The following is a 23,135-nucleotide window of genomic DNA, read 5'->3' on the forward strand; positions in this document are numbered from 1 at the left end:
CCAATTGTTATAAGGGACGACTCTCCTCCGGTTGTCATAAGGACGTGCAACATGTCGTGGGCCTCTCTCAGGCTGTTTACCCCCCTGGTCTGGATCGTCATCCTGGGCACTTTCATGGTGCGCACCACCTTCTTCATGGTCTGGCCCTTTCTCTCCATCCTGCTCTACCGTGACTATGGCCTGTCGGCAACCCTGATCGGCGCCATCCTGGGGGCCACGGCGGCGCTCTCCACCCTGGTGAGCTTCTACGGGGGCTGGCTGTCGGACAAGTGGGGAAGGCGCAATATCCTGCTGTTTGGCTGCGTCATCTCCGCCGCAAGCGTGGCGCTGCTCGGCCTCTCCCATCAGGTGACCTGGCTGGCCATCGGGGTGATCGGCAGCGGTCTCTCCTACGGGCTCATCGACTCGCCGGGCAAGGCGCTGATGGCCGACAACCTGGCCGCGCCCAAGGCCCGCGAGCTGGCGCTGCATCTGCGTTACTTCCTGCTGAACCTGGGGGCGGCCATCGGCCCCCTGCTCGGGGTCACCTATGGCCTGAGCGCGCGGCAGGAAACCTTCCTGCTGCTCAGTGCCAGCTATCTGCTGCTCGCGATCGTCTTCGCCATCGGCTTCCGACTGGCCCGCTGCCAGGCAAGCCAGGCAGCCGGGCCCGGCATGCGCGCCGTGTTGCGGGTGCTCTCGCAGGACAGGGGCTTCCTGCTGCTGACGATGGCAAACCTCTTGCTGATGCTGGTCTATGCCCAGTTCGAGTCGCCGCTCATCCAGTATCTGACCCGCTCGGGGACGCCGGAAGTGGAACGACTCATCGGTTGGCTGGTCACGACCAATGCGTTGACCATAGTGATCCTGCAGTTCCCCCTGCTGCACCTGACGGCGGCCTGGCCGACCCGGCGCAGGCTGCAACTCGGGGTGGCCTTCTTTTTCAGCGCCCAGCTGCAGTTTGCGCTCGGGGATACCACCATCTGGTGGCACTGGATAGTGGCGGTGGTCCTCTTGAGCGTCGGGGAGTGCATCCTCTTTCCTCTGCTCAACGTGCTGGTCGATCAGATGGCGCCGAGCCACCTGAAGGGCAGCTACTTCGGCGCGGCTTCCATTTCCGGGCTCGGGATCGCCATGGGGGCCCTGTTGGGAGGCTGGCTCCTGGCCCATGGGGGGGGCGCCATCCTCTACACCATGATGGCGCTGCTCTGCCTGATGATCCTGATGCTCTATGGCCTGAGCACCCGGATCCCGCGCCCCACGCTGGCCAGTGCCAGAGCTGGATCCTGATGGCTAGAAGGTCAGCACCTTGTCTGCGGCCAGGGTCCACTGGGCCAGCAGGGGCAGGGTACCTATCTCGATGCCCTCGATGAGGGGCAGGGAGGTGATGCCGCGGGCATCGGTGCAGCTCTTGCACAGCCGGATCCGGGTGCCCTGGGCCAGCAGGATCTCCAGCATCTGGCGCAGGTGGTAGCCTTCGGCGGGGGCCTGCCCCGGGAGGGCGGCGCAGACGGCATCCGACATCAGGAAGAGGTTGAGCGCTATCTTCTCCTGCTCGTGGAGGGCTATCCCGAGGCGCAGGGCGTTGAACAGGGACTCGCTGCCATAGGGGGCGCCGTTGGCGACAATGAGGATCTGTGGGGTCATGGAAGGGCTCCTGGTTGAAAAGGGCATTGTAGCGTCACCGACGTGGCGCAGGCTTTGATGCAATGCAAGACCCTGTCGTAACCCCGGCGCCCGCGCCTTGACCTGCAAGGGGGAGTCAGGTCTCATGGGCGGCCATCCAGTATCACAGAACAAAGAGGTCGTTATGTGGAAGATTGCCGGGATCGGCTTGCTGCTGTTGGCCGGACAGGCCTATGGCAGTGAGAGCGTCGGCTGCAAGGCGAAGCACCAGGCGGTGACGGAGCAGCTCGCGTTTGCCAGGGCGCATGACAACGCAGAGCGGGTGGCCGGCCTGGAGCAGGCCCTGCGCAACATAGAAGCGCACTGTACCGACGCGGGGCTCCTCGAGGAGCAGCGGCAGCGGGTCGCCAAACTGCAGGAGGAGGTGGAGGCGCGCCTCGCGGATCTGCAGAGTGCGCGGGTGGCGGGCAAGCCGGACAAGATAGCCAGGAAGCAGGCGAAACTCGAAGCCTCCCAGACCGAACTGCTGGAGGCCCAGCGCGAACTCGAGGCGTTGCAGAAGCTGGTCAAATCCTGAAGCGCGTATCGACGCGCATAAAAAAGCCGGGGCAATCCCGGCTTTTTTATTTACTGTCTGTCTAGTTACTGCCTGTGCATCCGCACGAACTTCTCCATCAGCTGATCTTCCGTCTCCACATGGGCGGGATCCCAGATGATGCAGTCGATGGGGCAGACGCTGATGCAGGTCGGCTTCTCGTAGTGACCGACACATTCGGTGCAGCGATCCGGATCTATCTCGTAGATCTTGTCCCCCAGGCTGATGGCCTGGTTCGGACACTCGGGATCGCACATGTCACAGTTGATGCACTTGTCGGTGATGAGCAGGGACATCTCAGGCGGCCGAGTGAGGCTGGCGGGTATCCTGACGCTCGCCCAGGTTGCGCAGCAGGATGCCGTAGTTCACGTCGATCTCCTTGGGCACCGGCACATAGACCACGTGGCCGTTGCCCGGCGCGGTGTCGATGAGCTCGCCCTTGCGGTTCTGCATCTGCTCCAGGTTGAAGCTGAGGTTGCCTTGCGGGGTCATCAGCTCCAGGCTGTTGCCCAGCAGGAACTTGTTCTTCACCTCGACCTCGACCATGTCGCCGTTGCGACCGGTGATCTCGCCGACGAACTGCTGGGTATCGGAGACCGAGTAACCGTAGTCGTAGTTCTGGTACTCGCTGTGGTTGTGACGGCGCAGGAAGCCCTCGGTGTAGCCGCGGTGGGCCAGGTTCTCGAGGGTGCCCATCAGGGTCGGATCGAACGGCCGGCCGGCCACCGCATCGTCGATGGCCTTGCGATAGACCTGGGCGGTGCGGGCGCAGTAGTAGAAGGACTTGGTACGGCCTTCGATCTTCAGGGAATGCACGCCCATCCTGGTCAGGCGCTCCACGTGCTCGACGGCGCGCAGATCCTTGGAGTTCATGATGTAGGTGCCGTGCTCGTCCTCGAACGCGGTCATGAACTCGCCAGGGCGGTTGGACTCTTCCAGCAGCACCAGGGCATCGCTCGGCTTGCCGGCGCCCAGGGTCGGGTCGACCTTCTGTACGGCGATGGGCTCCTGACGGTGGACGATCTGGCCCACCTCGTCTTCCTTGCCCTCGTGCACCTTGTACTCCCAGCGGCAGGAGTTGGTGCAGGTGCCCTGGTTGGGGTCGCGCTTGTTGATGTAGCCGGAGAGCAGGCAGCGGCCGGAGTAGGCCATGCACAGGGCGCCGTGGACGAAGACTTCCAGCTCCATCTCCGGCACCTGCATGCGGATCTCCTCGATCTCGTCCAGGGAGAGCTCGCGGGAGAGGATGGCCCGGGTCAGGCCCATCTGATGCCAGAACTTCACCGTGGCCCAGTTGACCGCGTTGGCCTGCACCGAGAGGTGGATGGGCATGTCGGGGAAGGCTTCGCGCATCATCATGATGAGACCGGGATCGGACATGATCAGCGCGTCCGGCTTCATCTCCACCACGGGGCGCATGTCGCGGATGAAGGTCTTGAGCTTGGAGTTGTGGGGCTGGATGTTGGCCACCACATAGAACTGCTTGCCCAGCGCATGGGCCTCGTTGATGCCGAGTTGCAGGTTCTCGTGATCGAATTCGTTGTTGCGTACCCGCAGACTGTAGCGGGGTTGGCCCGCATAGACGGCGTCGGCGCCATAGGCATAGGCGTAACGCATGTTCTTGAGGGTCCCGGCGGGGGAGAGCAATTCTGGTCTGAACATGTTGGACTCTTCTATCTGATTGCAAATCAGTAGCAAATACAATGTATTGCTGTTAAATCAATAGGTTATGCTCATTCTTCGCCGTGTATAGTTGTGTATAATCACGGTATCAGAAAACATAGATATTTTAACAGAAGAGGTGTGTTCATCCTATTGATGATTCGTGTGCGGTTCGGGATGCGCAGAATCGCTTTGTGGATTAATGATGGATTGGTTGTTTATTGAGCGTTTGTTGAAGACATAAAGTCGAGTAAATTCAGTGTCTTGAGGTAAAATCACACGTATCAATAACATTGCTTTATAGAGTATCTAACCCAAAATTAGTTTGTGTTACCATGAGTGGTGTCGTTTGGGGCTTTTTTTTCGTTGTAACTCTTATGGGTAATAGTGGTAAATGCTATTAGTTAGTTTTACTTGATGTACAACAGCAGTATATAATAAACACAATACTTGTGAGCTTAAATTTAATTAAGTAGAAAAAATATATATCAATGTTCCAGATGATAATTAAGGAATAATTTTGACAGTATTATATGATGCTGATTCCATCAGAATTAAAGCAAATGAAGCCTTAGACCAGAGCAAAAAAGGAGCGCTTGGGCAGTTTTTTACAAATGCTCAGATTTGCTTATTCATGTCATCATTATTTGAGAATATCAAGGGGCATGTTAACCTGTTAGATCCTGGGTGTGGGCCAGGCTCATTGACTGCGGCTTTTGTTGATGAGGCCATTAGAAGAGGATTAACTACCTCACTTAGTATCCATGCTCATGATATTGAGGAAAGGATCACTCCTTTCATTGATAAGACTCTTGGTATGTGCTTACAAGCATGTACTAATGCAGGGATTGATGCTACTCATAAATTTTACTTGAATGATTTTATTCTAAATAAAACATCTGACTCAAAAAATGTTAGTGTAGAAAAATATACACATTGTATTATGAATCCGCCTTATAAAAAAATAGCCAGTTCAAGTGAGCATAGAAAAAGGCTTCATTTAGCTGGTATAGAAACGGTGAATTTGTATGCGGCATTTGTTGCATTGTCTGTACAAAATCTTGAGAGCGGTGGTGAGCTTGTTGCTATCATTCCCAGATCATTCTGTAATGGCCCATATTATCAGCCATTCAGAGAGTTAATCCTTCGCGAAACGTCTATAAAGCATATTCATATATTTGAAAGTAGAAATAACGCATTTTCTGACGATGATGTTTTACAAGAAAACATTATAATTCATCTCATTAAAAATAAAAATCAAAGTGATGTAACCATAACATCTAGTCCAATAGCAGATTTTCATATAGATGATGATACTGGAAGTGTTACTGCTTCTGATATGACTATACGCACAGTCCCTTTTTCTAAGATTGTGTCTGCGAGTGATAAACAAAAGTTTATTCATATCGCAGCAAATAATCGTGATCAAGAGATTATAGATCGCCTTAATTCATTCAGCGCAACACTTGAAGATCTTAATATCCAAGTCAGTACTGGCCCTGTTGTTGATTTTAGGTTAAAAGAAGACTTGCGGCAAAATATTGAGCCTGGAGCGGTGCCATTAATCTATCCCGTTCATCTTAATAATGGTTTGAACTGGCCTAAAGATTCAAAAAAACCTAACGCGATAATGGTATCTGAGCAGTCTAAATCTTGGCTTTGGAAACATCATGGACATTTTGTCATTGTCCGCAGATTTAGCTCAAAAGAAGAAAAGCGTAGAATCGTTGCTACAAACTACGATAGTTGTCTTCCTGGTGAACTTATTGGGTTTGAAAATAAGCTTAATGTATTTCATGCCAATAAGAGTGGAATAGACCGAGATTTGGCCTTTGGTTTAACGATTTATTTGAATTCTACACTCTTAGATAAATATTACAGACTTTTTGGTGGTCATACACAAGTAAACGCTACAGACCTGAGAAATATTCATTACCCAAGTATTAACTCATTACGCCGAATGGGCTCTCAGGTAGAAAATTTAGATTTAACTCAGAAGGATATAGACGGAATTCTAGATAAGGAGTTATTCGATATGACAGGTGAAAATGGAACAAATCCTTTAAATGCACAAGAGAAAATTGATCAAGCAATTGAAATTCTAGCATTACTCGGAATGCCCCGTGCGCAACAGAATGAGAGATCTGCATTGACTCTTCTCGCATTATTAGATTTGTCTCCTACTGGTTCTTGGCAGGAGCTTGGCAGGCCGATGATCGGTGTCACTCCGATCATGGATTGGGCGCGTGATATTTATGGTAAAGAATATGCACCCAACACTCGTGAAACATTCCGTAGACAAACTTTACATCAGTTCGTTGATGGTGGATTAGTGCTTTACAATCCTGACAAACCAGATAGGGCTGTAAACTCTCCCAAGGCCTGCTATCAAATTACACCAGAGCTTCATGCTGTTCTGTGTACTTACAATACGCCAATTTGGAAAAAAGAAATTGAAAACTGGCTTAAATGCCGTAAAACATTGGCTGCTCAATATGCAATGGTGCGTGATATGCACATGATCCCATTGCGTCTCGATGATGGTACTGAAATTAAATTGAGCGCAGGTGATCACAGTAAGCTGATTCACGACATTGTTTCTGAATTTGGACCTCGTTTTGTCCCTGGCTCACAAGTAATCTATCTTGGTGATACTGGTGCAAAGGAGGACTTTTTTAGGAAGGAACGTCTTGCTGAACTTGGGGTAAAAGTTGATAGAAAGGGAAAGCTGCCTGATGTTGTACTGTATTGGCCTGAGCGTGACTGGTTAATATTAATCGAGTCTGTGACAAGTCATGGGCCTGTAGATGGTAAGCGCCATAGTGAACTAGCAAAGCTATTCCAAGACGCTACTCCTGGATTAGTTTATGTTACTGCATTCCCTGATCGTAAAACGATGGGTAAATATTTAGCTGATATATCTTGGGAGACAGAGGTATGGGTTGCTGAGGCTCCAACTCATATGATCCATTTCAATGGGGATCGATTCCTTGGCCCGCATGATTAAAGGTTGGCTATGTTTATCATGTATTGTTAAAGAAAACTGATTGGTAAATTCAATAGTTCGCTAGTGGAAAAATCGTTCCAAATCAGTTGTTTAAAAAATAAACACCCCTCTCTTGGTTATATTCTATAGTTGAATAGACATATCAAAGAGAGGGATTTTTTATGTCTTTTATGGATTTTTTATCGGATGCAGTAGAGGGCACACTTGTTGTTGCTGCTGGTATCACTGCTCTGCCGGTTCTTGGTGCTGTTGGTACTATTAGTACCGCTGGTGTTATTGTTGCTACCGTGACAGGGACTGCTGCGGCGGCAATCGATCATGCCTCAGATGATGATTAAGTTCTCAATCTGTCCTTAGCCGCTCATCGATTCTTTATAGCAGATGCTGTGTAATTGAGTAAAAGAGTGAGCAAAGCCCTACAAGCAGTGTGGACTTTTGCCTTTTTGGGGCCTTGTTGCTCAAATCGGGGAACTATCTGTCATCTCGGTGATCTGATCCTGTAGCGCAGTCTCCGAGAGCATCAGATGGGCAAGTCCAAGCACAAGATCAGCAACTGGCAGCAGTACAACCAAGCCTTGGTGCAACGCGGTTCGTTGACCATCTGGATGGACGAACAAGCCATTAAGCAGTGGCATTGCCTGGTCCACCATGGCCGCCGAGGGAGAGGTTTCCACTACAGTGACACCGCCATTGAGACGGCCCTGATGCTAAAAGGCTTGTTCAAGTTGCCGCTGCGGGCGCTAGAAGGCTTCATTAACTCGTTGTTCCAACTGATGGCGGTGCCTTTGCAGTCGCCGGACTATAGCTGTATCAGCAAGCGCGCCAAGACCGTCGACATCAAGTACCGCCTCCCCAGCCAAGGCCCGGTGGCTCACTTGGTCATTGATGCCACCGGCCTCAAGGTCTATGGCGAAGGCGAATGGAAAATTCGCAAACACGGCAAGGAGAAGCGACGAGTGTGGCGCAAGCTCCACTTGGCGGTGGATGCCACAACCCATGCGGTCATCGCTGCCGAAGTCAGCCTGGAGACGGTGGCGGATAACGAGGTGTTACCGACGTTGCTCAACCCCTTACGACGCAAGATAAAACAGGTCAGCGCCGATGGTGCGTATGACACCAAGGCCTGTCATGCGCTACTGAAGAAGAAGGGGGCGAAAGCCACCATACCGCCGAGAAAAAATGCGGCACCGTGGGAGGAAGACCATCCCCGCAACGAGGCGGTGACGGCGCTCAAGGCCGGTGAACTGAAGCAATGGAAGAAAGACTCCGGCTATCACCAGCGCTCGATAGCCGAGACCGCCATGTACCGGTTCAAGCAACTCATCGGGCCAACGCTGAGCCTGCGGAACTACAACGCCCAGGTGGGCGAAATCCTGGCTGGCGTGAAGGTGATGAACAAGCTGATAGGGCTTGGTATGCCTGTTCGCCAGCCAGTGAATTGAGTGGTATCAACGGGTTGGGGAACGGCCATCCAGCGACGGATTTGATCAACAACGCCCCTTTTTGGTAGAAATTACACGGTGTGTAATCTGACAGTGGCGGCAGAGCCGAGCCGCCAGGGGCGCTGGATCGTGGGATTCCCGTCGGGTAGGGTTCCTCGTGTAGGAGAGGAATAAAGTATCTATCCTTTGGGTGATCGCTTCCCCCCTTTATCCCTCTCCTACACCTCGGACGACTTCCGAGGCCTGTGCCCGTTTTATATCCATGGGCGATATGCGAAAGAAGCCAGGCCAAGCAATGCCGGGCTTTGAGTCTATCCAGATTCGGCTGCTATCGGCCAAGAGCTGCAATTTTTAGATTTCTTCATCGCGTCCCCTGATCCAATCATGGTCTGGAACGGTCAACGATCCAACTAAGCCGTTTTCCCGCTGTGCCATGCCACGCTCATGCTGAGATATGGCGAGCGCAAGCATCTGGATGGCTGACCTCGCAATGCGTAAAGCGCGCATCGCCTCCTGAGTAAACATATCCAAACTGTGATGTTCGACCTCAGGCGCCTGTCTGCTGTGCGTTGGTTCCCCAAGGTCATGCAGCACCACGAATCGGTGTGTACCTGCGTTACGAAGATCCTTTTGAGAACGCAGAATACCCGTGCTGCTGTCATAATCTTCAGCAAGCTCCACAAGGCCATAGAGGGCCCTGGCACCGCCACGAATCGCCTTCTCAACCCTTTCGGCAAGTGCACGTACTCCCGTCGTCTTGTCAGGGCTCCCTCGCCATAGCTTGCCAAAGTAGACTTTATCGGGCGCGTGTCCGAATTCAAAGTAATGGTTCGCCGTTACAGCGACCTTATCGAGCAAATCGAGTGCCGTACGATGCGCCAAAATAAGCGCAGATACGTTGGGGCCGTAGTTAGCGTAGTCAAGGGTGTCCGCAAATCTCCCTGTCGCTGGCCACTCGTTTTCGTCGAGCGCGCGCCATGCCAAGTTACGCGCGAGGATGAAGTCGCTCTTCAATACATTGAACATGGCGAATACAGGGGGAGGCATGCCGCGTGCGCCTGAATCACGCTCTAGAATCCCGGGAAGCATGAGCCAGTCCAGCTTACCCAGGGCGGGATCGATGAGTTCGACCACAGGGGCAAGCGTCAGACGTTCGCGCTCAACCCACCTAATGAATGGGTCTTTATGTCGCGGGCGCGGTGGTGGATCTTCGAACTCATTAGCGAACGCGGCTATCTGTTCGGCGGCCTGTGCCCCTGCGTATTCGGCAACTCGCCCCTGCTGGTGACGTGCAATCTTGGCCAACATAGCAGCTTCAATTAGCGTTAGTTCTGAGCAACCACCTTGATCAAAAAGCCAAATTAAATTCCGGGCAGCAGCATATGCAGCAACACCATTCCCCGGATCGATTTCAAGTGCAGCAAGCCGTGCATCATGTGCTTCACCAAGCCTAAAACTGTTGCCCAGCTGATTTGCGAGGTTTGTCCAAGATTGAGTTTTCAGTGCAGGATCAGCTTCCAAATTCTGAGTCACTCTCCAATAGCATCTGCGTGCTTCAGCGCGATACTCACGGGTACGCTCTTGATGATCCAACCAACTCTGATCATCCGGCGGGTTGCCTACCGCTGCGACAAGCCCATTTGCTAGGTTGTAGGCGATATCTGCCACAGTCGGAAAATGACTTTCTAGTTCTCGAAAAAAATCGAGGCCCTCTTCAATCGCGTCTTTTTGCTGAGTCAACGCACCGCCATCCACTAGGACTGCCCCACGCAGGCTCATCAAATTGAAGCGTTCTGGTGTATCAAGGTCGATCGCCCGAGCCTGTTTTACAGCCTCAGCGGGATCTCTATCCAGCAAGCTATTGAGATGATCGGACAGCTCGTAAAATCTGTCCCGCATTGATGACATAATGTGACCCCTTATTAATCGCCCCTAGTTGCACAAACACCACTGAGGCTCGTTGTGACATAAATGAGCAAACATCCTTGCCAAGCGAGGTCGCCAACTTGTGACTGCTTCTGGCCGGAAGCAGCCCCAGCCACCTAGAGAACCGTGGGCATTCAACGAATGCAGAGTCTGCATCCAAGAGGTAAATGGCCTCTAGGGTATGATGTCTCATTTTGTAAGTCGTTTTACTCGGCTTATCTGCCGTCCGACGATTCTATTTTGAAATTTCCACATTTGGTTGGATTAGTTTGAATCTGAATCAAACCCGATAACTACACATCGGAGTCAACCTCCCCGACAAGCTTGCGCAGGCCCGTTATGAAGAGGTAGTCGGTCAGAGGAGAAAGCACCCCATCCTCTGTTAGCAGCAAAGGGATCTCGCTTGCGACCCCTGTGTTGTCCTCCACGATTTTTGCGACGACGCTAACCGAAGCCATCCCCCTCTTCTCCCTACACAAATCACATGGATTATACTATTTACCTACATGAAAAAAGAGCAATAAAAAGCCACTAGGAAGTGGCTTTTTATCAAAATTACACTCTCTTATGCACTATATATAACCTATCGGCGGCTTTTTTAACTCTTGAGTTCACACAGAGACATTAAAGAGTTCTAATGAAAATTCTGATTACACTCAGTAACTTTTAATCACTATTTTCCGTCTTCCTCATTTAACTATATAAAACTTTCCTTTGAATGCCACGCAATGTCATGTTTTTAGAGTGGAATATATATAAATTAAAAAGACATGTCATTATTACAAGTTTAAATGGTTTGTTATATTTGAACTTTAATACAAAAAAGATAAATAAGTTATAGACAAAATTATTTTTATGATTCAATATTAATTATAAATCAGCAAGGTGTGTCAAAGCTGCGCTTTGACTATACCCATCGCCCTTCGGTTGATGCCACTCACGAGTGGTTGCTTGAAAATAATAACAATAATAATAATTCGGAGTTCAATTTATGCTAGAGAAAATTCGTGCTGTCTATGCCGCACTAAATGATATTTGTAAAATGCAATTAATCTGTAATGACCTGGTTTTTTTAGAGAGGTGGTCAGAGGTTGACAGTGTGATCATGCGTATCAATGCATTACTTGACTATATCTATACTATTAACTGTCAGATCGATTACATTGAGATTTTAAAGAAAGTAGATGAGCAGTTCAACGATAGATTATTGTCTTATAAGATTTCTTGCTTAGTAGATAGACTGGTACATTTGCAAAAAAACAATTTTCATTTTATGAGAATTGACCATCATTATGATTTTAATATTCAACCAGATTTTTTTGTGTACCGTGATGCAGTGTGTGCTCTGTTCCGTGAGATCAGTATGCTTCAGAGCAAAGAGGTTTGCTATGAACCACACTAAATCTGACTTTCACTCTACAAGATATATTCGTCCTATTATCATTTCTTCTGAAATTGAAAAACGAAAAAAACAACGTAACTTCTTGAAACGTAAATTGACATGTTATCTAGAGTTAGCGATTGAATTAATTAATCAAAGGAAGGATGACTTTCAAAAAAATAACAAAAAAATTATTTCGCTTGAAGAGGGTTTTTATTACCAAATGGAAATTTACCTTACATGCATGGCAGAAAATCACGCTATTAATTTAACTGGCTTCTTGCAGGATGATACACACGCATCAGCCAGCATGATAAAGCTCTATAAAGCTGCTCGTAATTATACTGATGCTGTAAGTGATATGTACTCAATCAATAGGTGTTTTACGAAAAGACTAGTACATAAGGACCTTGAGTTGCAATCCAAAGGTAAGTTTGTATTAGACATTTCTAATTCTTTTGATTGGCGTTCAGAATTGGCGAATTTAGGTTTTTTATAATGGCTAGATTTAGAACAGAACGGTTTAATGTATACCTCACTCCTGATGAGTTAATAAGCATTCTAGGGAAATGTGGTGGAAGGCGTAACAGGGTTGCATGTTTTCTGCGTGATGCAGCTTTGGGACGAACAATCCGTCCCCCTGTAAATATCAGTGATGAAACATCACGTGCACTATCAGGTATATCACGAAATCTTAATCAGGCTCTAATTATAGCTCATGGAAGAGGTGTGCTAAATGTGGCTGACCTTGCTGCAATGTCGGCAGACATAGCTGCAATTAAAAAAACGATTATGGGGTGATGATAAGATAATTGATTTTTTATAACTACAAGTATACTGATTTGTTTTTTATTAAACATAATTGTTCATGATGTAATGAAACTATGGGGCTCGGCATGATAGTCAGGTAGAGGTAATAATAAATTGAAAGGAAAGCTCACTACGGGTTCAACACCTGCGCCACTAATTAGATATATATCCTGTTCTGACCGTAGCTCCCTGGCTAGTGGAAAAAATTCTAGCTTCATTGGTGGTAATATATCATCACAAGTCCCAGCAGAGCAGGCTGACGAGTTTCAGATGGTAGGTGGTAGTCGTCGTGCAAAAAATTTTATGGCGCACATATCATTATCTCTGCCACCTAGTGAAATTAATGATGATAAAAAATGGGAGGAGATAGCCTATAGTCTATTAAATAAAATGGGTCTTAATCCAGATGTACGACCATGGGTTGCATATAAACATGAGGAACCTAATCAGCATATTCATATCGCTGTATCAAAGTATGATTATAATGGTAATTTGTGGAAGGACTCTTTTTCAGCCCTAAGATTAATACAGGCTACTAGCGAAATAGAAGTGGAGTTTAAACTAACTCTTACTAAGGGATTGTCACGAGGAATAAAAAGAGCAGAAAAAACAAATCTAAAATCATCCGAGATTCAAATGGCTGATCGTTTAAAAAAGGTTCCAAACCGTCTTATTCTGCAACATGCAATAGACCAAGTATTATCAACTGGGCTTGAGATATCCTCACTAGCATTTTGTGAGCAATTAGAAATTTTGGGCGTAAATGCAAGAGCTAGTTTGTCCAGTACAGGAAAATTAAATGGATTCTCATTTGAGGTAAATGGAGTCCCATTTAAAGGAAGCGACTTGGGGAAAAAATATACATTGTCAGGTATTGAAAAACGAGGTTTCAGATATGAGAAAACTAGAGAGTTTGAGGAGCTTAGCTGCCGAGCATACTACAACGATGGAAACAAAAATCTTATCGACAACACAAGCGCAGGCAGAGATGCATCAGCAGATGCAGGATATGCTGTCAACAGTGACAGCATTGGGTCAGCTGGCGTCAGAGACATACAAGATGATGCAAGAATTCGCTCAGGATGCGACACATCAACTCCGCGACTCACGAACCGCGCAGGAGAAGCAAATCCATCAGATGATCGAACAACGCAGGATGGTCGCATCAGAGATAGCAACGCTCCGTGCAGACCTAGCAGCACAAATGGGACCGGAGTTGATGATGCAGATAAGTCCATCACTCGAAGCGATACATACAGCCGCAGCAGCGTTAACAAGATCAAGGACGACGATGGAAAAGACACAAAAATCTCTCAGAGTAACAGCAGTAAAAACAGAGGTTCAGCAGAGATTTTACTTGAACGTCATAGCCGTCTCTATAGCGATAGTATGTGCCGTACACATCTTTCATTGGTTAAGCCGCTAGGAGTGGATCCAGTACTGTTGAAACTAATTAATGCTGTTCTAAAAATATTGAATATGATATTTGGTCATTGGGAAACAATCTCTCCATATGGGATTAAGACAATTCACGAAAAAATGAATTTCAAAGAAATGATATGCTCGATCCCAGATATAGTAAATTTAAATAAAAAAGGGTATGAGGTCAATCTGGTCCCTGATGAGTGCGCAGTATTACGGGAGCAGTATAGCTATATCGTAATTGATAATGTCGGACGTGAAAATTTAAATGTTTTTTTAGGAGATACTACTGAGAAAAGAACGGTCTGTTTTAAACCATGTATTGTAGTGGAAAAAAGTGTAGGGATTTATCAGGTTGTATTAAAAACAAAATTCGAAAGAAGGGAGTTCATCAATGCGGTGGCTAAAGACCTTAACCATAAGTATGGTGTAGTTAAAAGTAATGAAGATATTTACGCTATTAAATTAGCAGGTTTTAAAAATGGCGACTTTACTGTTAAATCTATCCATATGAATGAGAATACTGAGTGCACTCTTACTCGAACTCTAGTTGTTGAAAAAATACGCGAATATGATTGTGAAAATCATACATTTATGGGGGAGTCACCAAAAATTATGGTGGGACACATTGCGTTAGATAAGTATAATCGTGAAAATAGTAGCACGATTAAATATAAAGTTAGTGATGATACTTTGAGCATAAATTAATTTGCTATGTAACGAGTATAAAATACAGCGTGGATGGAGACTTCATGACAGATAAAACTATAAAGGCGCTCTTGGAAAGGAAAAATAATTTATTGCCACTTTTTGAGACAGTTCCGCCTAAGGCCGAGTATATCCTGCAAGGGCTTCCTTTAGGGGCTCTGGGCTCCATTGTCGCGGCTGGAGGGTGTGGTAAAAGCGCTTTGGCACTTCAGATCGCCGCAACGGTAGCTGGAGGCCCTGATAGGTTAGAAATTGAACCTGCCCGTGGTAGGGTCGCTTATCTGGTTTGCGAGGATTCTCCGCTTTCAATTCATCATAGGCTTTTTGCGCTCGGAGAGCATTGTTCCCCCGCCGAGCGGGCAGCCATTGCCGAAAATTTAGTGATCGATTATCTCGATAGCGAGCGTGTGGATGTGATGGATGAGCAATGGATGGATTTTATAACAGCTCGCGCTGAGGGTAGGCAGCTGTTAATCATTGATACGTTACGCCAGATCCACACCGAGGACGAGAATGACAGTACGGGGATGGCTCGTGTACTCAATCGATTGCAAACCTTAGCTGCCCGCACTGGTTGTGCAGTTATTTTCCTACATCATACCAGCAAACAAGGTGAACGTGATGGCAGCCGTAGTGCGGGGGCATCTCGTGGTTCGTCGGTATTGACGACAAACGTTCGTTGGCAGGCATATGTGCGCAGCATGACTAATGAAGAAGCTGAAAATTATAATATCGATCAGGACATTGTGTGGCGTTACGTTGAATTTGGAATTAGTAAACAAAACCAAGGCTCAAAATTGAGTCCAAGATGGCTCAATCGAATCAGTTGCACAAATGAAAATGTTGATATGGGTTATGGATTTCAACGAGTTAAGATCACCTCAGAACCTCAAAAAATAAAGCCAAAAACCAAGGGGCGCCATCGCAATGAGTATACAAACTAATACAGTGTGCCAACAATGAAGAGCTCAACAGATAAGATATCTAAAATTATATTTGCGCAGCATGACCCTGTAACTGCGATGGCGCAACTTTTTCGACCGCTAGTGAATGGTGATAGGCGTGGGTCTATAAATATTGAAGTACCCCATCTTGGAAATATATATCAATTCACGTGTTTTGAATTATTGGATGTTGTAGATCAGAGTATCCTACTAGGAATAGTTGGCATAGCGGCGCTACAAAATAGTGATATTCATGCCGGAATGAGTGGTGCGGTAGGGAAGGCTCTATGGCGAGATTTACAGCCAAGTGATGACGCATCCCAAGATCAGGGCATTGTGTTTGAAACAACGCGACGTGAAATTCTACTAGCAGCAGGATTGTCTGATGCGGGAGATAATTATGGTAGGCTAGCTGATTCGTTATATCGTCTATCTCAAGTCGGCTGCCGAGTAAAAAAAGCGACTGTCGATTGGAGCATGAATTTGCTCTCATATCGTCTTATTAAAAATCCTGGTTGCGATAACATTCATATTGCAATGAATTCTCGATTTGCATCAGCCCTAATGGGTGGGCAAAAAGTAATCATTAATCTTGCTGAGCGTAGGAAGTTAACAGGTGATGTGACACAGCTTTTGCATGCTCGTCTCTCAGCTCAGATTCATAAAAATCAATGGTCGCCTTTGACAAAAATTGATACGTTGATAATAAAAATTTGGTGTGAACAGGAGAATTCATACGATACATCAACGTCAACGCACCGACGACGACGAATGCTTGTTCGGGACGCCCTAGAACAGCTTGTAGCCCTGGGATGGATGGTGAAAAATAATGGTTCTCGCGGAATTCGGGAGATGGTGCAGATTAAAAAGCCAATGAAAAAGAGCCATCATAAAAGCGTTCCTGATTACCCATGATTAGCAGTCACCACGAGCTATACTGATCTTACGTACAGTTACTGAGGTACGAGATCATGGCCAAAAGCAAAGTCCAATTCCAGAAAGGCTACAGCCTGTTTGATTTTTATGTTTGTTGAATTGAGGCATGCAGTCGTGGCAAGCCCGCCGATGCCATATCGGCTCTTGAAGCTGGCTGAGGGTCATGGGTAATCAGAAATTTCATTAACAAAGTGCGATCCCGCCCTGGGATGCGCTAGGGGAAGCCGTTTGCATCTGTTTAGGAAAAACCGGGCCCCGCTATCCGCGGGGCCCGGTTTTGATTTAGGCCATCAGCTTTTGCATGGCGCGGTTGAGGTCGACCGCGGTTTGATGCAACTGGTCGCTGGCACCCTGGGTGCGGTGGGCGTTCTCTTCGTTCTCGGTGGCGATGGTTTTGATATCCACCAGGTTGCGGGCGATATCTTCCACCACCAGCGTCTGCTCCTCGGCGGCGGTGGCGATCTGCTGGTTCATGCCGTGGATCTGGCTGATGGAGCTCGTGATGCTCTGCAACTTGCGACCCGCGACCGTCACCTGTTCGATACTCTGCTGGCTGAGTTGCTGGCTACTACCAATCGCCTGTACCGCTTCCTGGGTGCCACGCTGTACCTTGGCGATGATCTGGTTGATCTCCGCCGTAGAGTCCGCCGTGCGCTTGGCCAGGGTACGAACCTCGTCCGCGACCACGGCGAAGCCGCGACCCTGCTCACCGGCCCGCGCCGCTTCAATCGCCGCATTCAAGGCCAGCAGGTTGGTCTGCTCGGCAATGGAACGGATCACCTCCAGCACGGTACTGATGCGGCGGCTATCTTCATCCAGTTGTTTTATAACGCCAGCCGTGTTGTCAATTTCTTTACCCATCTGGGCAATGCCGCCTATGGTGTCCTGCATCACTTGCTCGCCTTCGTGAGCCGTATGGTCCGCCTGATCCGTCGCCTGGGCGGCCGATGCGGCATTCTCCGCGACATTCTGCGCCGTCGCCGACATCTCGTGCATCGCGGTAGCCACCATATCGGTGCGGGAGAATTGATCCTGGGTGCCCTTGGCCATCAACCCGGAGATTTCCTTGAGTTCATGGCTGGCACTATCCAGCTGCTCGCCACTCAACTTGAGCTGGGAAAAGGTCGTCCCCAAGAAATCGCGCAGGGTATTGGCGGCCTTGGCCAGGGCACCCAGTTCATCCTGCCGTTGCAGCGCAAAGGGTCGATCAAACTTGCCATGGCTCAACTGGATAATGAAGTCGGTGAGCGCCTTGATCGGCACCAGCAGTTGGCGATTCACCAACCAGAGACTGAGCACCCCCACCAGTAATGACGCCACAATCAGGAATACCACGCCGAGAATGGCTTGGCTGTGGGTCTCCTCACTAATGGCTTGGGCCTGACGATTGCCTTCTTCATGCAGATGCTTGACCAGAGCCTCCATCTGCTCGCTGGTTGCCCGATCGATACCCTTCACCGCCTGATCCCCCACAGTCGGGTCGCCCTGAGCGGCAACAAACTTCTCTTTGCCCTGACGATAGGCCAGCCCGAGTTTCTGATGTTCATCACTCAGGCTCCGCACCTGGGCAACCAACTCCTGATCCTGCCACTGCCCGGCCAACTGGCTCAGTTGCGCCAGCGTCTGGTTGACCGCACGCTCCTGCTCTTCAAACCGGGTCCAATACTTGGTCAGAGCCTCCGGATCCTTGCCGCGCAGCAGGACATTTTTCCACTCCTGAACCTGGCTCTTGAACTCCAGATTGGCCCGCTCAACCAGCGTCGACTCTTGCAGCGTGCTGTTAACCAGGGATTGATAATCTTCGACCCCGTGCTCCAGCAGACGGAAACATAACAACGAGATGATGACGAGGAGAAGAATACTTCCGCCCAACAACGCCAGTAACTGTGCTCTCAACGAACCTTGTATGGACATACTTGCCCCTTCATGACCTGAATCTGTACCTATATAGCGACCCATGGAGCCTGACACCGTAATGGTGTCGTCACCGGGGGCGGCGTAGCATACACCGTAAGCGCCGTTAAATCGACCTACTTGCCTTCGTTGTATTGCACCACTTTTTTTGAAATCGGCTCCAGCGCCACATTCCACGGTAGCAGCGCTTCCAGCTTTTCCAGGCTGTCCGCTTCGCCGATCCGCGCCAGCACATAATTGATATACGCTGACGGCTCCAGTTGATTGGCTTTGGCGGTCTCCAGCAACGAGTAATATGACACCGCCTGGATGCTCAAGCACAAGCTGCTGCAAGCCATGAAAGAGTCCGATGACAAGCAGCCCATCAGCGGCATCATTCAGCTCGATGATGTCTACTGAGGTGGCGAGCGCCGTGGTGGCAAACGGGGTCGGGGCGCGGCAGGCAAGACGCCGTTTGTGGCAGCAGTGGCTCTGAACAAGGAAGGACATCCAATCAAGATGCGGATGACGGTGGTCGATGGTTTCAAAACCAAGTCCGTTGCTGATTGGGCAAAACGGCATATTGCCAGTGGTAGCGCGGTGATATCCGATGGATTGGCCTGTTTCAAAGCGGTCAAGGAGGCCAATTGTGAGCACCTGGGTGTTGTCACCGGGGGCAACCTGGACTGGCTGGATCATCCGGCATTCAACTGGGTAAACACGATGATAGGAAATGTGAAAAACTCGCTGCGGGGCAGTTGCCATACGCTCGGAGCGAAGCATTTACCAAGGCATCTTGCGGAATACTGCTTCCGGTTTAATCATCGTTTTGACCTCAAGAGCATGTTGGTTGAATTGGGGCATGCAGTCGTGGCAAGCCCTCCGATGCCATATCGGCTCTTGAAGCTGGCTTAGGGTCATGGGTAATCAGGAAAGCGTTTCACATGCCTGAATGCTAAGGTGCTCATTTAATGAACATCATGGTTCGTATTTTCATGAACGTTGGCCCGTATTTTCGTGAGCGTTTGTTGCTTACCTAATCTCTCTGCACGCCATGTAATTACTACGGTTGGCAGATTTTAATGCACTACCCGACTAGTATTACACAAGTAATACTAGTAAGTATTAAAAATCATAGAATGGGCACTAAGCTGTAGCTAGTAGTGAGTCTGGTTGTACTTGAAAGCCGCTAACATGGACAACAAATGTTAGACGTGGGCTCCCCGAAGGGGGCCCAATCTAACATTTGATTTTTGCTGATATTGCACGCTTACGCGTGCAGGTGGCCCACACGTGTTTAACTGACTGATTGGGGAGGGTTTTAGCGTATTGGAAGGCTATCTACGCAATTTTGAGTGTCAGGCATATAATAGGGTTGGGGGGCCTTGCGTAAGCAGCTACAGAGGGCCAGAGGAGGGATGAATGATGCAACATCGTTTTTCCCTGTCCTCGATCTAGGCGAAGCCATTCTAATAAAATATAAAATGTCCGCGAAGCGATCAAAAAAATGCCGTCTCAGGTGCAACGCACGGAGAGGCGCGCGAAGCTAGGCGCCGTGTCCTTTTAGTTCAGCTGTCCGAACTAGTCGCATTGTCGCATGGGCATAATGTTCCTCAATAACTTTTACACTATTCCCTACCTGAGCGGCTATGTGTGCTAAAGGTTTTCCACTGATAATTTCATTTGTGATATATGTATGTCTAAACCAATACAAGTTGCCCTTTAAACCCATGTCCTTGGTGAAGTCTCTCCAGAGCTTAGCTGGGTCTTCAAATTTAAATAATGGCATATCTTGAGCATTTTCCATCGCATCTTTCAAGCTTTCAAAACCAAGGGATGATGCTAACGGTGATAATACATCAGTAATGACTTTGCTCGACTCTCCCCCCTTAGCAATTAGAACCTCGCGTTTTGCTTTTCTAGTGTTTTCCATTTTTCCCTTGCGGATTATGCAATAATAATCAACTTTTCCCATATCATTACGTCTAATTATATCGCCCCATGTTATATTAAGAGCCTCTTCTCCAGTCCTAATGCCAGTTAAAAGAAGTAGTTTGCAATAGAGAGTCAAAAAATATCTATCTTGTAGATGAGGTGTATTTGAATGCCATTTTTTTAATTTTTCAAAAATAATGTTTATTTCATCCGCCTCCCAGAATTCGCCTTTAATTTGTTTTCGAGTGTCAACTTTTTTATTTAAATCTGGCAAAACTGTTATTAGTCCCTGTTCTTTCGCCTCAAGCAGTATTTTCCTTAATACTACATTCATAGTAACTACAAATGTTTTACTTGGGGTTCCTTGTTCCTGACAGTATTTAATCCAGAATAGCCTGATGGTTCTGTCATTTACTTTTGCTATTTCCATGCCACCAAAATATGGGAGGATGTGATTGTTTATTATACTAATACAGTATTTGTCATTAGTTTTTGCTCTGTTTGTATAATAAGCTATGACATCATTTGCTATTGTTTTAAGGGTTATTCCTTTTTTAAGCGGAATACCGCTAGATGCTTTTAATTTTAACATAGCGGCAATTTGAAAAGCTTCGGACCTTGCTTCCTGTAGGTTCACCTTTCTTGTGCTTTGACGATAATCAATAATCATGATTTCAGGTTGATGAATCCTACAGTACCATTTGGAGCTATACTTTTGCTTGTATAGGGATATTCCACCTCCGAGGTCATGGCGATTCTGGGTAGCTGGACTACTGTTATCTGCCTGCATTCGTTCTGCCAGCATTCTGGCTAGGTCCGCATGGGGTAATTTGGACAAAATTTCAGCAAGTTCGCTCATGAAGGATCTCTAATCACCGTCGCTAAAAGCACGAAGAACCTATACTATCATCATGTATAGTTTTGTGGTTAAAAATTGATTCTGGTATGTAAGTGCTTGATTTTTAGATTTTTTTTGTGGTCTTAGCCTGATTGCAAATCAGGACGGCGCCACCTGATGGCGTCGTAAGGGTTCATCGGACTGGGTGCGACCGTACTCGCCGCAGGGCCACCCGATGGAGTGCACCCAGAGCAGGAGATGGCTCGATACTCTGGAGATACGGGGTGCGAGATTGTACTCGCGACCGCAGCATCATGCAATTTGGGGTGGGGCTATCAGACCGCCGACATGTTCATTTTACGCTCAGACTGTGGATGCTAGGGTGCCATCTACCCGGGATGCCCGAGAGTTGGCGAAGGAATGGATCTTTTCCGCGAAAAAGTCCATCTCCAAGTTGAAATTTTGCCCTACTCGGGAAAGAATGCGCGCTCGGTGATTGGGCTCGGGTGACACGTCACAGGAGCGACCGAGGATGAGCAGGCCAAAGGCCCACAGGTACAGGAAACCATACAGGAATTTTATGAATCCCCTTCGCATTGCCGCTTCGGCCCTTATTTGCACTCTGACCCTGGTCAGCCAGCAGGCTGCCGCCGTTGAATACGTGCTGCCCGCCGCCAACAGCCGCCTGATCGGCGAGAACCAGGAGTACGTGGTGCCTGCAGACAACCGTCCGCTGGAACAGATCGCCTCTGACTTCCAGCTGGGCCTGACCAACATCATGGAGGCCAACCCGGGCGTTGACCCCTATCTGCCCACCCCGGGCAGCAAGCTGATCATCCCCCATCAGCTGATCCTGCCGAATGCGCCCCGCGAAGGGATCGTCATCAACGTGGCGGAGATGCGTCTCTACTACTACCCCAAGGGCAAGAACGTGGTGCAGGTGCTGCCCATCGGCATCGGCCAGCTGGGGGTGAACACCCCGGAGAACTGGATCACCAAGGTGGAGCGCAAGCGTGCCAACCCGACCTGGACCCCGACCGAGAACATCCGTCGCCGTTATGCCGCCCAGGGCAAGACCCTGCCTGCGGTCTGGCCGGCCGGCCCGGACAACCCCATGGGTCTGCATGCCCTCTATATCGGCAACCTCTACGCCATCCACGGCACCAACGCCACCTTCGGCATTGGTCTGCGGGTGAGCAGCGGCTGCGTGCGTCTGCGCGCGGACGACATCAAGTACCTGTTCGACAACGTGCCGGTCGGTACCCGCGTCCAGTTCGTCAATCAGCCGATCAAGACCACGGTAGAACCGGATGGCAGCCGCTACATGGAGGTGCACGAGCCGCTGTCGCGCACCGAAGAGGAGTTCAACTCCACCGCCGCCGTCCCCCTGCCCATGACCCAGGCCACGACCCGCTTCATCGCTCACGCCGACTCTGACTCCAACGTGGTCAAGCAGGTGCTGGAACAGCGTACCGGCATGCCGACCCGCCTCAATCCGCAGACGTGATGGCCCGGAAGGGTTATTAATGAACAACGGCGACCCTCTGGTCGCCGTTGTCGTTTCTGCGTGTTTCCTAGGGGGCTGGCGGGGCATAGAGGGCCAGCCAGTTCCCTTCGGTATCTTCGATGATGACCCGTGAGCCATGGCCGCTGCCGATACTGTGCAGAGGCTCCAGCACGCGCCCGCCGAGGTGGGGGACCAGCTGCTCCGCCTCTTGCAGCCGATCGCCCAGGGCGAGGTAGATGAGGGGGCCGGCGCCGCCGGGCTGGTGGTACTTGTCCATGGGGCCGAGGCAGGCCGCCGCGTTGTTGCCATCGTGGCGCAACATGGCGAAGCGCATCTCTTCCTCCTGGATGGGGGTGACCTGCACATCGAGCAGGGCAGAGTAGAAGTCCATGGCACGATCCAGATCCCGTGTCGGAATGTCGGCCCAGACCAGGGTGTTGTCCATCTTCGTGTTCTCCAGAGGTTTCCGGCCAACATGCGGCCGGTGGCTCTTTGAGGTTAGAAGTGGCCATCGGGAGGCGCCA

Annotated in this window: 18 protein-coding genes and 2 pseudogenes; 12 read left to right on the plus strand and 8 right to left on the minus strand. The window is 49.2% G+C overall.

Annotation, left to right across the window (positions count from 1 at the left end):
- The first annotated feature begins 51 nt into the window (after positions 1–51).
- Positions 52–1,269 (plus strand): MFS transporter, encoded by a 1,218-nt coding sequence (locus I6L45_RS11410; RefSeq protein WP_216982115.1) that lies wholly within the window; start codon positions 52–54, stop codon positions 1,267–1,269.
- A gap of 3 nt (positions 1,270–1,272) precedes the next feature.
- Here the strand turns inward: I6L45_RS11410 and I6L45_RS11415 are convergent, their stop codons facing one another.
- Positions 1,273–1,626, minus strand: a complete 354-nt coding sequence (locus tag I6L45_RS11415) for a DsrE/DsrF/TusD sulfur relay family protein (RefSeq protein WP_216982116.1) — start codon at positions 1,624–1,626, stop codon at positions 1,273–1,275.
- 163 nt (positions 1,627–1,789) lie between these two features.
- Here I6L45_RS11415 and I6L45_RS11420 point away from each other — a divergent pair, with 163 nt between their 5' ends.
- Entirely contained in the window at positions 1,790–2,182 is a 393-nt protein-coding gene (locus I6L45_RS11420) for a DUF1090 domain-containing protein (protein ID WP_210549177.1), read from the plus strand.
- Positions 2,183–2,247: 65 nt separating this feature from the next.
- Here I6L45_RS11420 and I6L45_RS11425 read toward each other — a convergent pair whose 3' ends face one another.
- Both I6L45_RS11425 and yegQ read right to left on the minus strand, forming a co-directional pair.
- Complete coding sequence (locus I6L45_RS11425; RefSeq protein ID WP_043762214.1) at positions 2,248–2,496, minus strand: YfhL family 4Fe-4S dicluster ferredoxin; 249 nt, start codon at positions 2,494–2,496, stop codon at positions 2,248–2,250.
- Between the two features lies 1 nt (position 2,497).
- Positions 2,498–3,862 (minus strand): tRNA 5-hydroxyuridine modification protein YegQ, encoded by a 1,365-nt coding sequence (yegQ, locus tag I6L45_RS11430; protein ID WP_216982117.1) that lies wholly within the window; start codon positions 3,860–3,862, stop codon positions 2,498–2,500.
- 520 nt (positions 3,863–4,382) lie between these two features.
- Between yegQ and I6L45_RS11435 the strand changes: the two genes are divergently transcribed.
- From I6L45_RS11435 to I6L45_RS11445, 3 genes are all read left to right on the plus strand, one after another.
- A complete protein-coding gene (locus I6L45_RS11435; protein ID WP_216982118.1) occupies positions 4,383–6,869 on the plus strand; it encodes a BsuBI/PstI family type II restriction endonuclease in 2,487 nt (828 codons plus the stop codon).
- Positions 6,870–7,030: 161 nt separating this feature from the next.
- Positions 7,031–7,207: a hypothetical protein gene (locus tag I6L45_RS11440; protein WP_216982119.1), complete on the plus strand. Its 177-nt coding sequence runs from the start codon at positions 7,031–7,033 to the stop codon at positions 7,205–7,207.
- Positions 7,208–7,393: 186 nt separating this feature from the next.
- A complete protein-coding gene (locus I6L45_RS11445) occupies positions 7,394–8,311 on the plus strand; it encodes an IS5 family transposase (RefSeq protein ID WP_024946304.1) in 918 nt (305 codons plus the stop codon).
- 351 nt (positions 8,312–8,662) lie between these two features.
- Here the strand turns inward: I6L45_RS11445 and I6L45_RS11450 are convergent, their stop codons facing one another.
- Positions 8,663–10,219, minus strand: a complete 1,557-nt coding sequence (locus I6L45_RS11450) for an LA2681 family HEPN domain-containing protein (RefSeq protein ID WP_216982120.1) — start codon at positions 10,217–10,219, stop codon at positions 8,663–8,665.
- A 1,009-nt stretch (positions 10,220–11,228) separates the two neighbouring features.
- Here I6L45_RS11450 and I6L45_RS11455 point away from each other — a divergent pair.
- The 5 genes from I6L45_RS11455 to repC all read left to right on the plus strand — a co-directional run bounded on the left by I6L45_RS11455 (position 11,229) and on the right by repC (position 16,417).
- On the plus strand, positions 11,229–11,639 hold the full coding sequence (locus tag I6L45_RS11455; protein WP_216982121.1) for a hypothetical protein: 411 nt from the start codon (positions 11,229–11,231) through the stop codon (positions 11,637–11,639).
- Positions 11,626–12,117 (plus strand): hypothetical protein, encoded by a 492-nt coding sequence (locus I6L45_RS11460; RefSeq protein WP_216982122.1) that lies wholly within the window; start codon positions 11,626–11,628, stop codon positions 12,115–12,117. Before I6L45_RS11455 ends, I6L45_RS11460 begins: the two co-directional genes overlap by 14 nt.
- Before the next feature lie 425 nt (positions 12,118–12,542).
- Positions 12,543–14,558, plus strand: a complete 2,016-nt coding sequence (locus I6L45_RS11465; RefSeq protein WP_216982123.1) for a relaxase/mobilization nuclease domain-containing protein — start codon at positions 12,543–12,545, stop codon at positions 14,556–14,558.
- A 44-nt stretch (positions 14,559–14,602) separates the two neighbouring features.
- Positions 14,603–15,502, plus strand: a complete 900-nt coding sequence (locus I6L45_RS11470) for a helicase RepA family protein (RefSeq protein ID WP_216982124.1) — start codon at positions 14,603–14,605, stop codon at positions 15,500–15,502.
- A gap of 15 nt (positions 15,503–15,517) precedes the next feature.
- Complete coding sequence (gene repC / locus I6L45_RS11475) at positions 15,518–16,417, plus strand: replication protein C, IncQ-type (RefSeq protein ID WP_216982125.1); 900 nt, start codon at positions 15,518–15,520, stop codon at positions 16,415–16,417.
- A 303-nt stretch (positions 16,418–16,720) separates the two neighbouring features.
- Here repC and I6L45_RS11480 read toward each other — a convergent pair whose 3' ends face one another.
- Positions 16,721–18,352 (minus strand): methyl-accepting chemotaxis protein, encoded by a 1,632-nt coding sequence (locus I6L45_RS11480; RefSeq protein ID WP_202041380.1) that lies wholly within the window; start codon positions 18,350–18,352, stop codon positions 16,721–16,723.
- Positions 18,353–18,468: 116 nt separating this feature from the next.
- Positions 18,469–18,645: pseudogene (locus I6L45_RS11485) on the minus strand (transposase domain-containing protein); the annotation flags it as partial.
- A gap of 1 nt (position 18,646) precedes the next feature.
- Between I6L45_RS11485 and I6L45_RS11490 the strand changes: the two are divergent.
- Positions 18,647–19,246 (plus strand): annotated as a pseudogene (locus I6L45_RS11490) (IS1595-like element ISKpn3 family transposase); the annotation flags it as partial.
- A gap of 631 nt (positions 19,247–19,877) precedes the next feature.
- Here I6L45_RS11490 and I6L45_RS11495 read toward each other — a convergent pair.
- Positions 19,878–21,125, minus strand: coding sequence for a hypothetical protein (locus tag I6L45_RS11495; RefSeq protein ID WP_216982126.1), 1,248 nt, complete (start codon positions 21,123–21,125; stop codon positions 19,878–19,880).
- Between the two features lie 559 nt (positions 21,126–21,684).
- Here I6L45_RS11495 and I6L45_RS11500 point away from each other — a divergent pair.
- Positions 21,685–22,611, plus strand: a complete 927-nt coding sequence (locus tag I6L45_RS11500; RefSeq protein ID WP_043762211.1) for a L,D-transpeptidase family protein — start codon at positions 21,685–21,687, stop codon at positions 22,609–22,611.
- Between the two features lie 67 nt (positions 22,612–22,678).
- Here the strand turns inward: I6L45_RS11500 and I6L45_RS11505 are convergent, their stop codons facing one another.
- Positions 22,679–23,056, minus strand: a complete 378-nt coding sequence (locus tag I6L45_RS11505; protein ID WP_216982127.1) for a VOC family protein — start codon at positions 23,054–23,056, stop codon at positions 22,679–22,681.
- Positions 23,057–23,135 lie beyond the last annotated feature (79 nt).

The sequence above is a fragment of the Aeromonas sp. FDAARGOS 1415 genome, from assembly GCF_019048365.1.
GTDB lineage: Bacteria > Pseudomonadota > Gammaproteobacteria > Enterobacterales > Aeromonadaceae > Aeromonas > Aeromonas taiwanensis.

Coding starts and splice junctions, on each gene's coding strand:
- I6L45_RS11410 (WP_216982115.1), top strand. CDS start 52: ATGTCGTGGGCCTCTCTCAGGCTGTTTACCCCCCTGGTCTGGATCGTC.
- I6L45_RS11415 (WP_216982116.1), bottom strand. CDS start 1,626: ATGACCCCACAGATCCTCATTGTCGCCAACGGCGCCCCCTATGGCAGC.
- I6L45_RS11420 (WP_210549177.1), top strand. CDS start 1,790: ATGTGGAAGATTGCCGGGATCGGCTTGCTGCTGTTGGCCGGACAGGCC.
- I6L45_RS11425 (WP_043762214.1), bottom strand. CDS start 2,496: ATGTCCCTGCTCATCACCGACAAGTGCATCAACTGTGACATGTGCGAT.
- yegQ (WP_216982117.1), bottom strand. CDS start 3,862: ATGTTCAGACCAGAATTGCTCTCCCCCGCCGGGACCCTCAAGAACATG.
- I6L45_RS11440 (WP_216982119.1), top strand. CDS start 7,031: ATGTCTTTTATGGATTTTTTATCGGATGCAGTAGAGGGCACACTTGTT.
- I6L45_RS11445 (WP_024946304.1), top strand. CDS start 7,394: ATGGGCAAGTCCAAGCACAAGATCAGCAACTGGCAGCAGTACAACCAA.
- I6L45_RS11450 (WP_216982120.1), bottom strand. CDS start 10,219: ATGTCATCAATGCGGGACAGATTTTACGAGCTGTCCGATCATCTCAAT.
- I6L45_RS11455 (WP_216982121.1), top strand. CDS start 11,229: ATGCTAGAGAAAATTCGTGCTGTCTATGCCGCACTAAATGATATTTGT.
- I6L45_RS11460 (WP_216982122.1), top strand. CDS start 11,626: ATGAACCACACTAAATCTGACTTTCACTCTACAAGATATATTCGTCCT.
- I6L45_RS11470 (WP_216982124.1), top strand. CDS start 14,603: ATGACAGATAAAACTATAAAGGCGCTCTTGGAAAGGAAAAATAATTTA.
- repC (WP_216982125.1), top strand. CDS start 15,518: ATGAAGAGCTCAACAGATAAGATATCTAAAATTATATTTGCGCAGCAT.
- I6L45_RS11480 (WP_202041380.1), bottom strand. CDS start 18,352: ATGTCCATACAAGGTTCGTTGAGAGCACAGTTACTGGCGTTGTTGGGC.
- I6L45_RS11495 (WP_216982126.1), bottom strand. CDS start 21,125: ATGAGCGAACTTGCTGAAATTTTGTCCAAATTACCCCATGCGGACCTA.
- I6L45_RS11500 (WP_043762211.1), top strand. CDS start 21,685: ATGAATCCCCTTCGCATTGCCGCTTCGGCCCTTATTTGCACTCTGACC.
- I6L45_RS11505 (WP_216982127.1), bottom strand. CDS start 23,056: ATGGACAACACCCTGGTCTGGGCCGACATTCCGACACGGGATCTGGAT.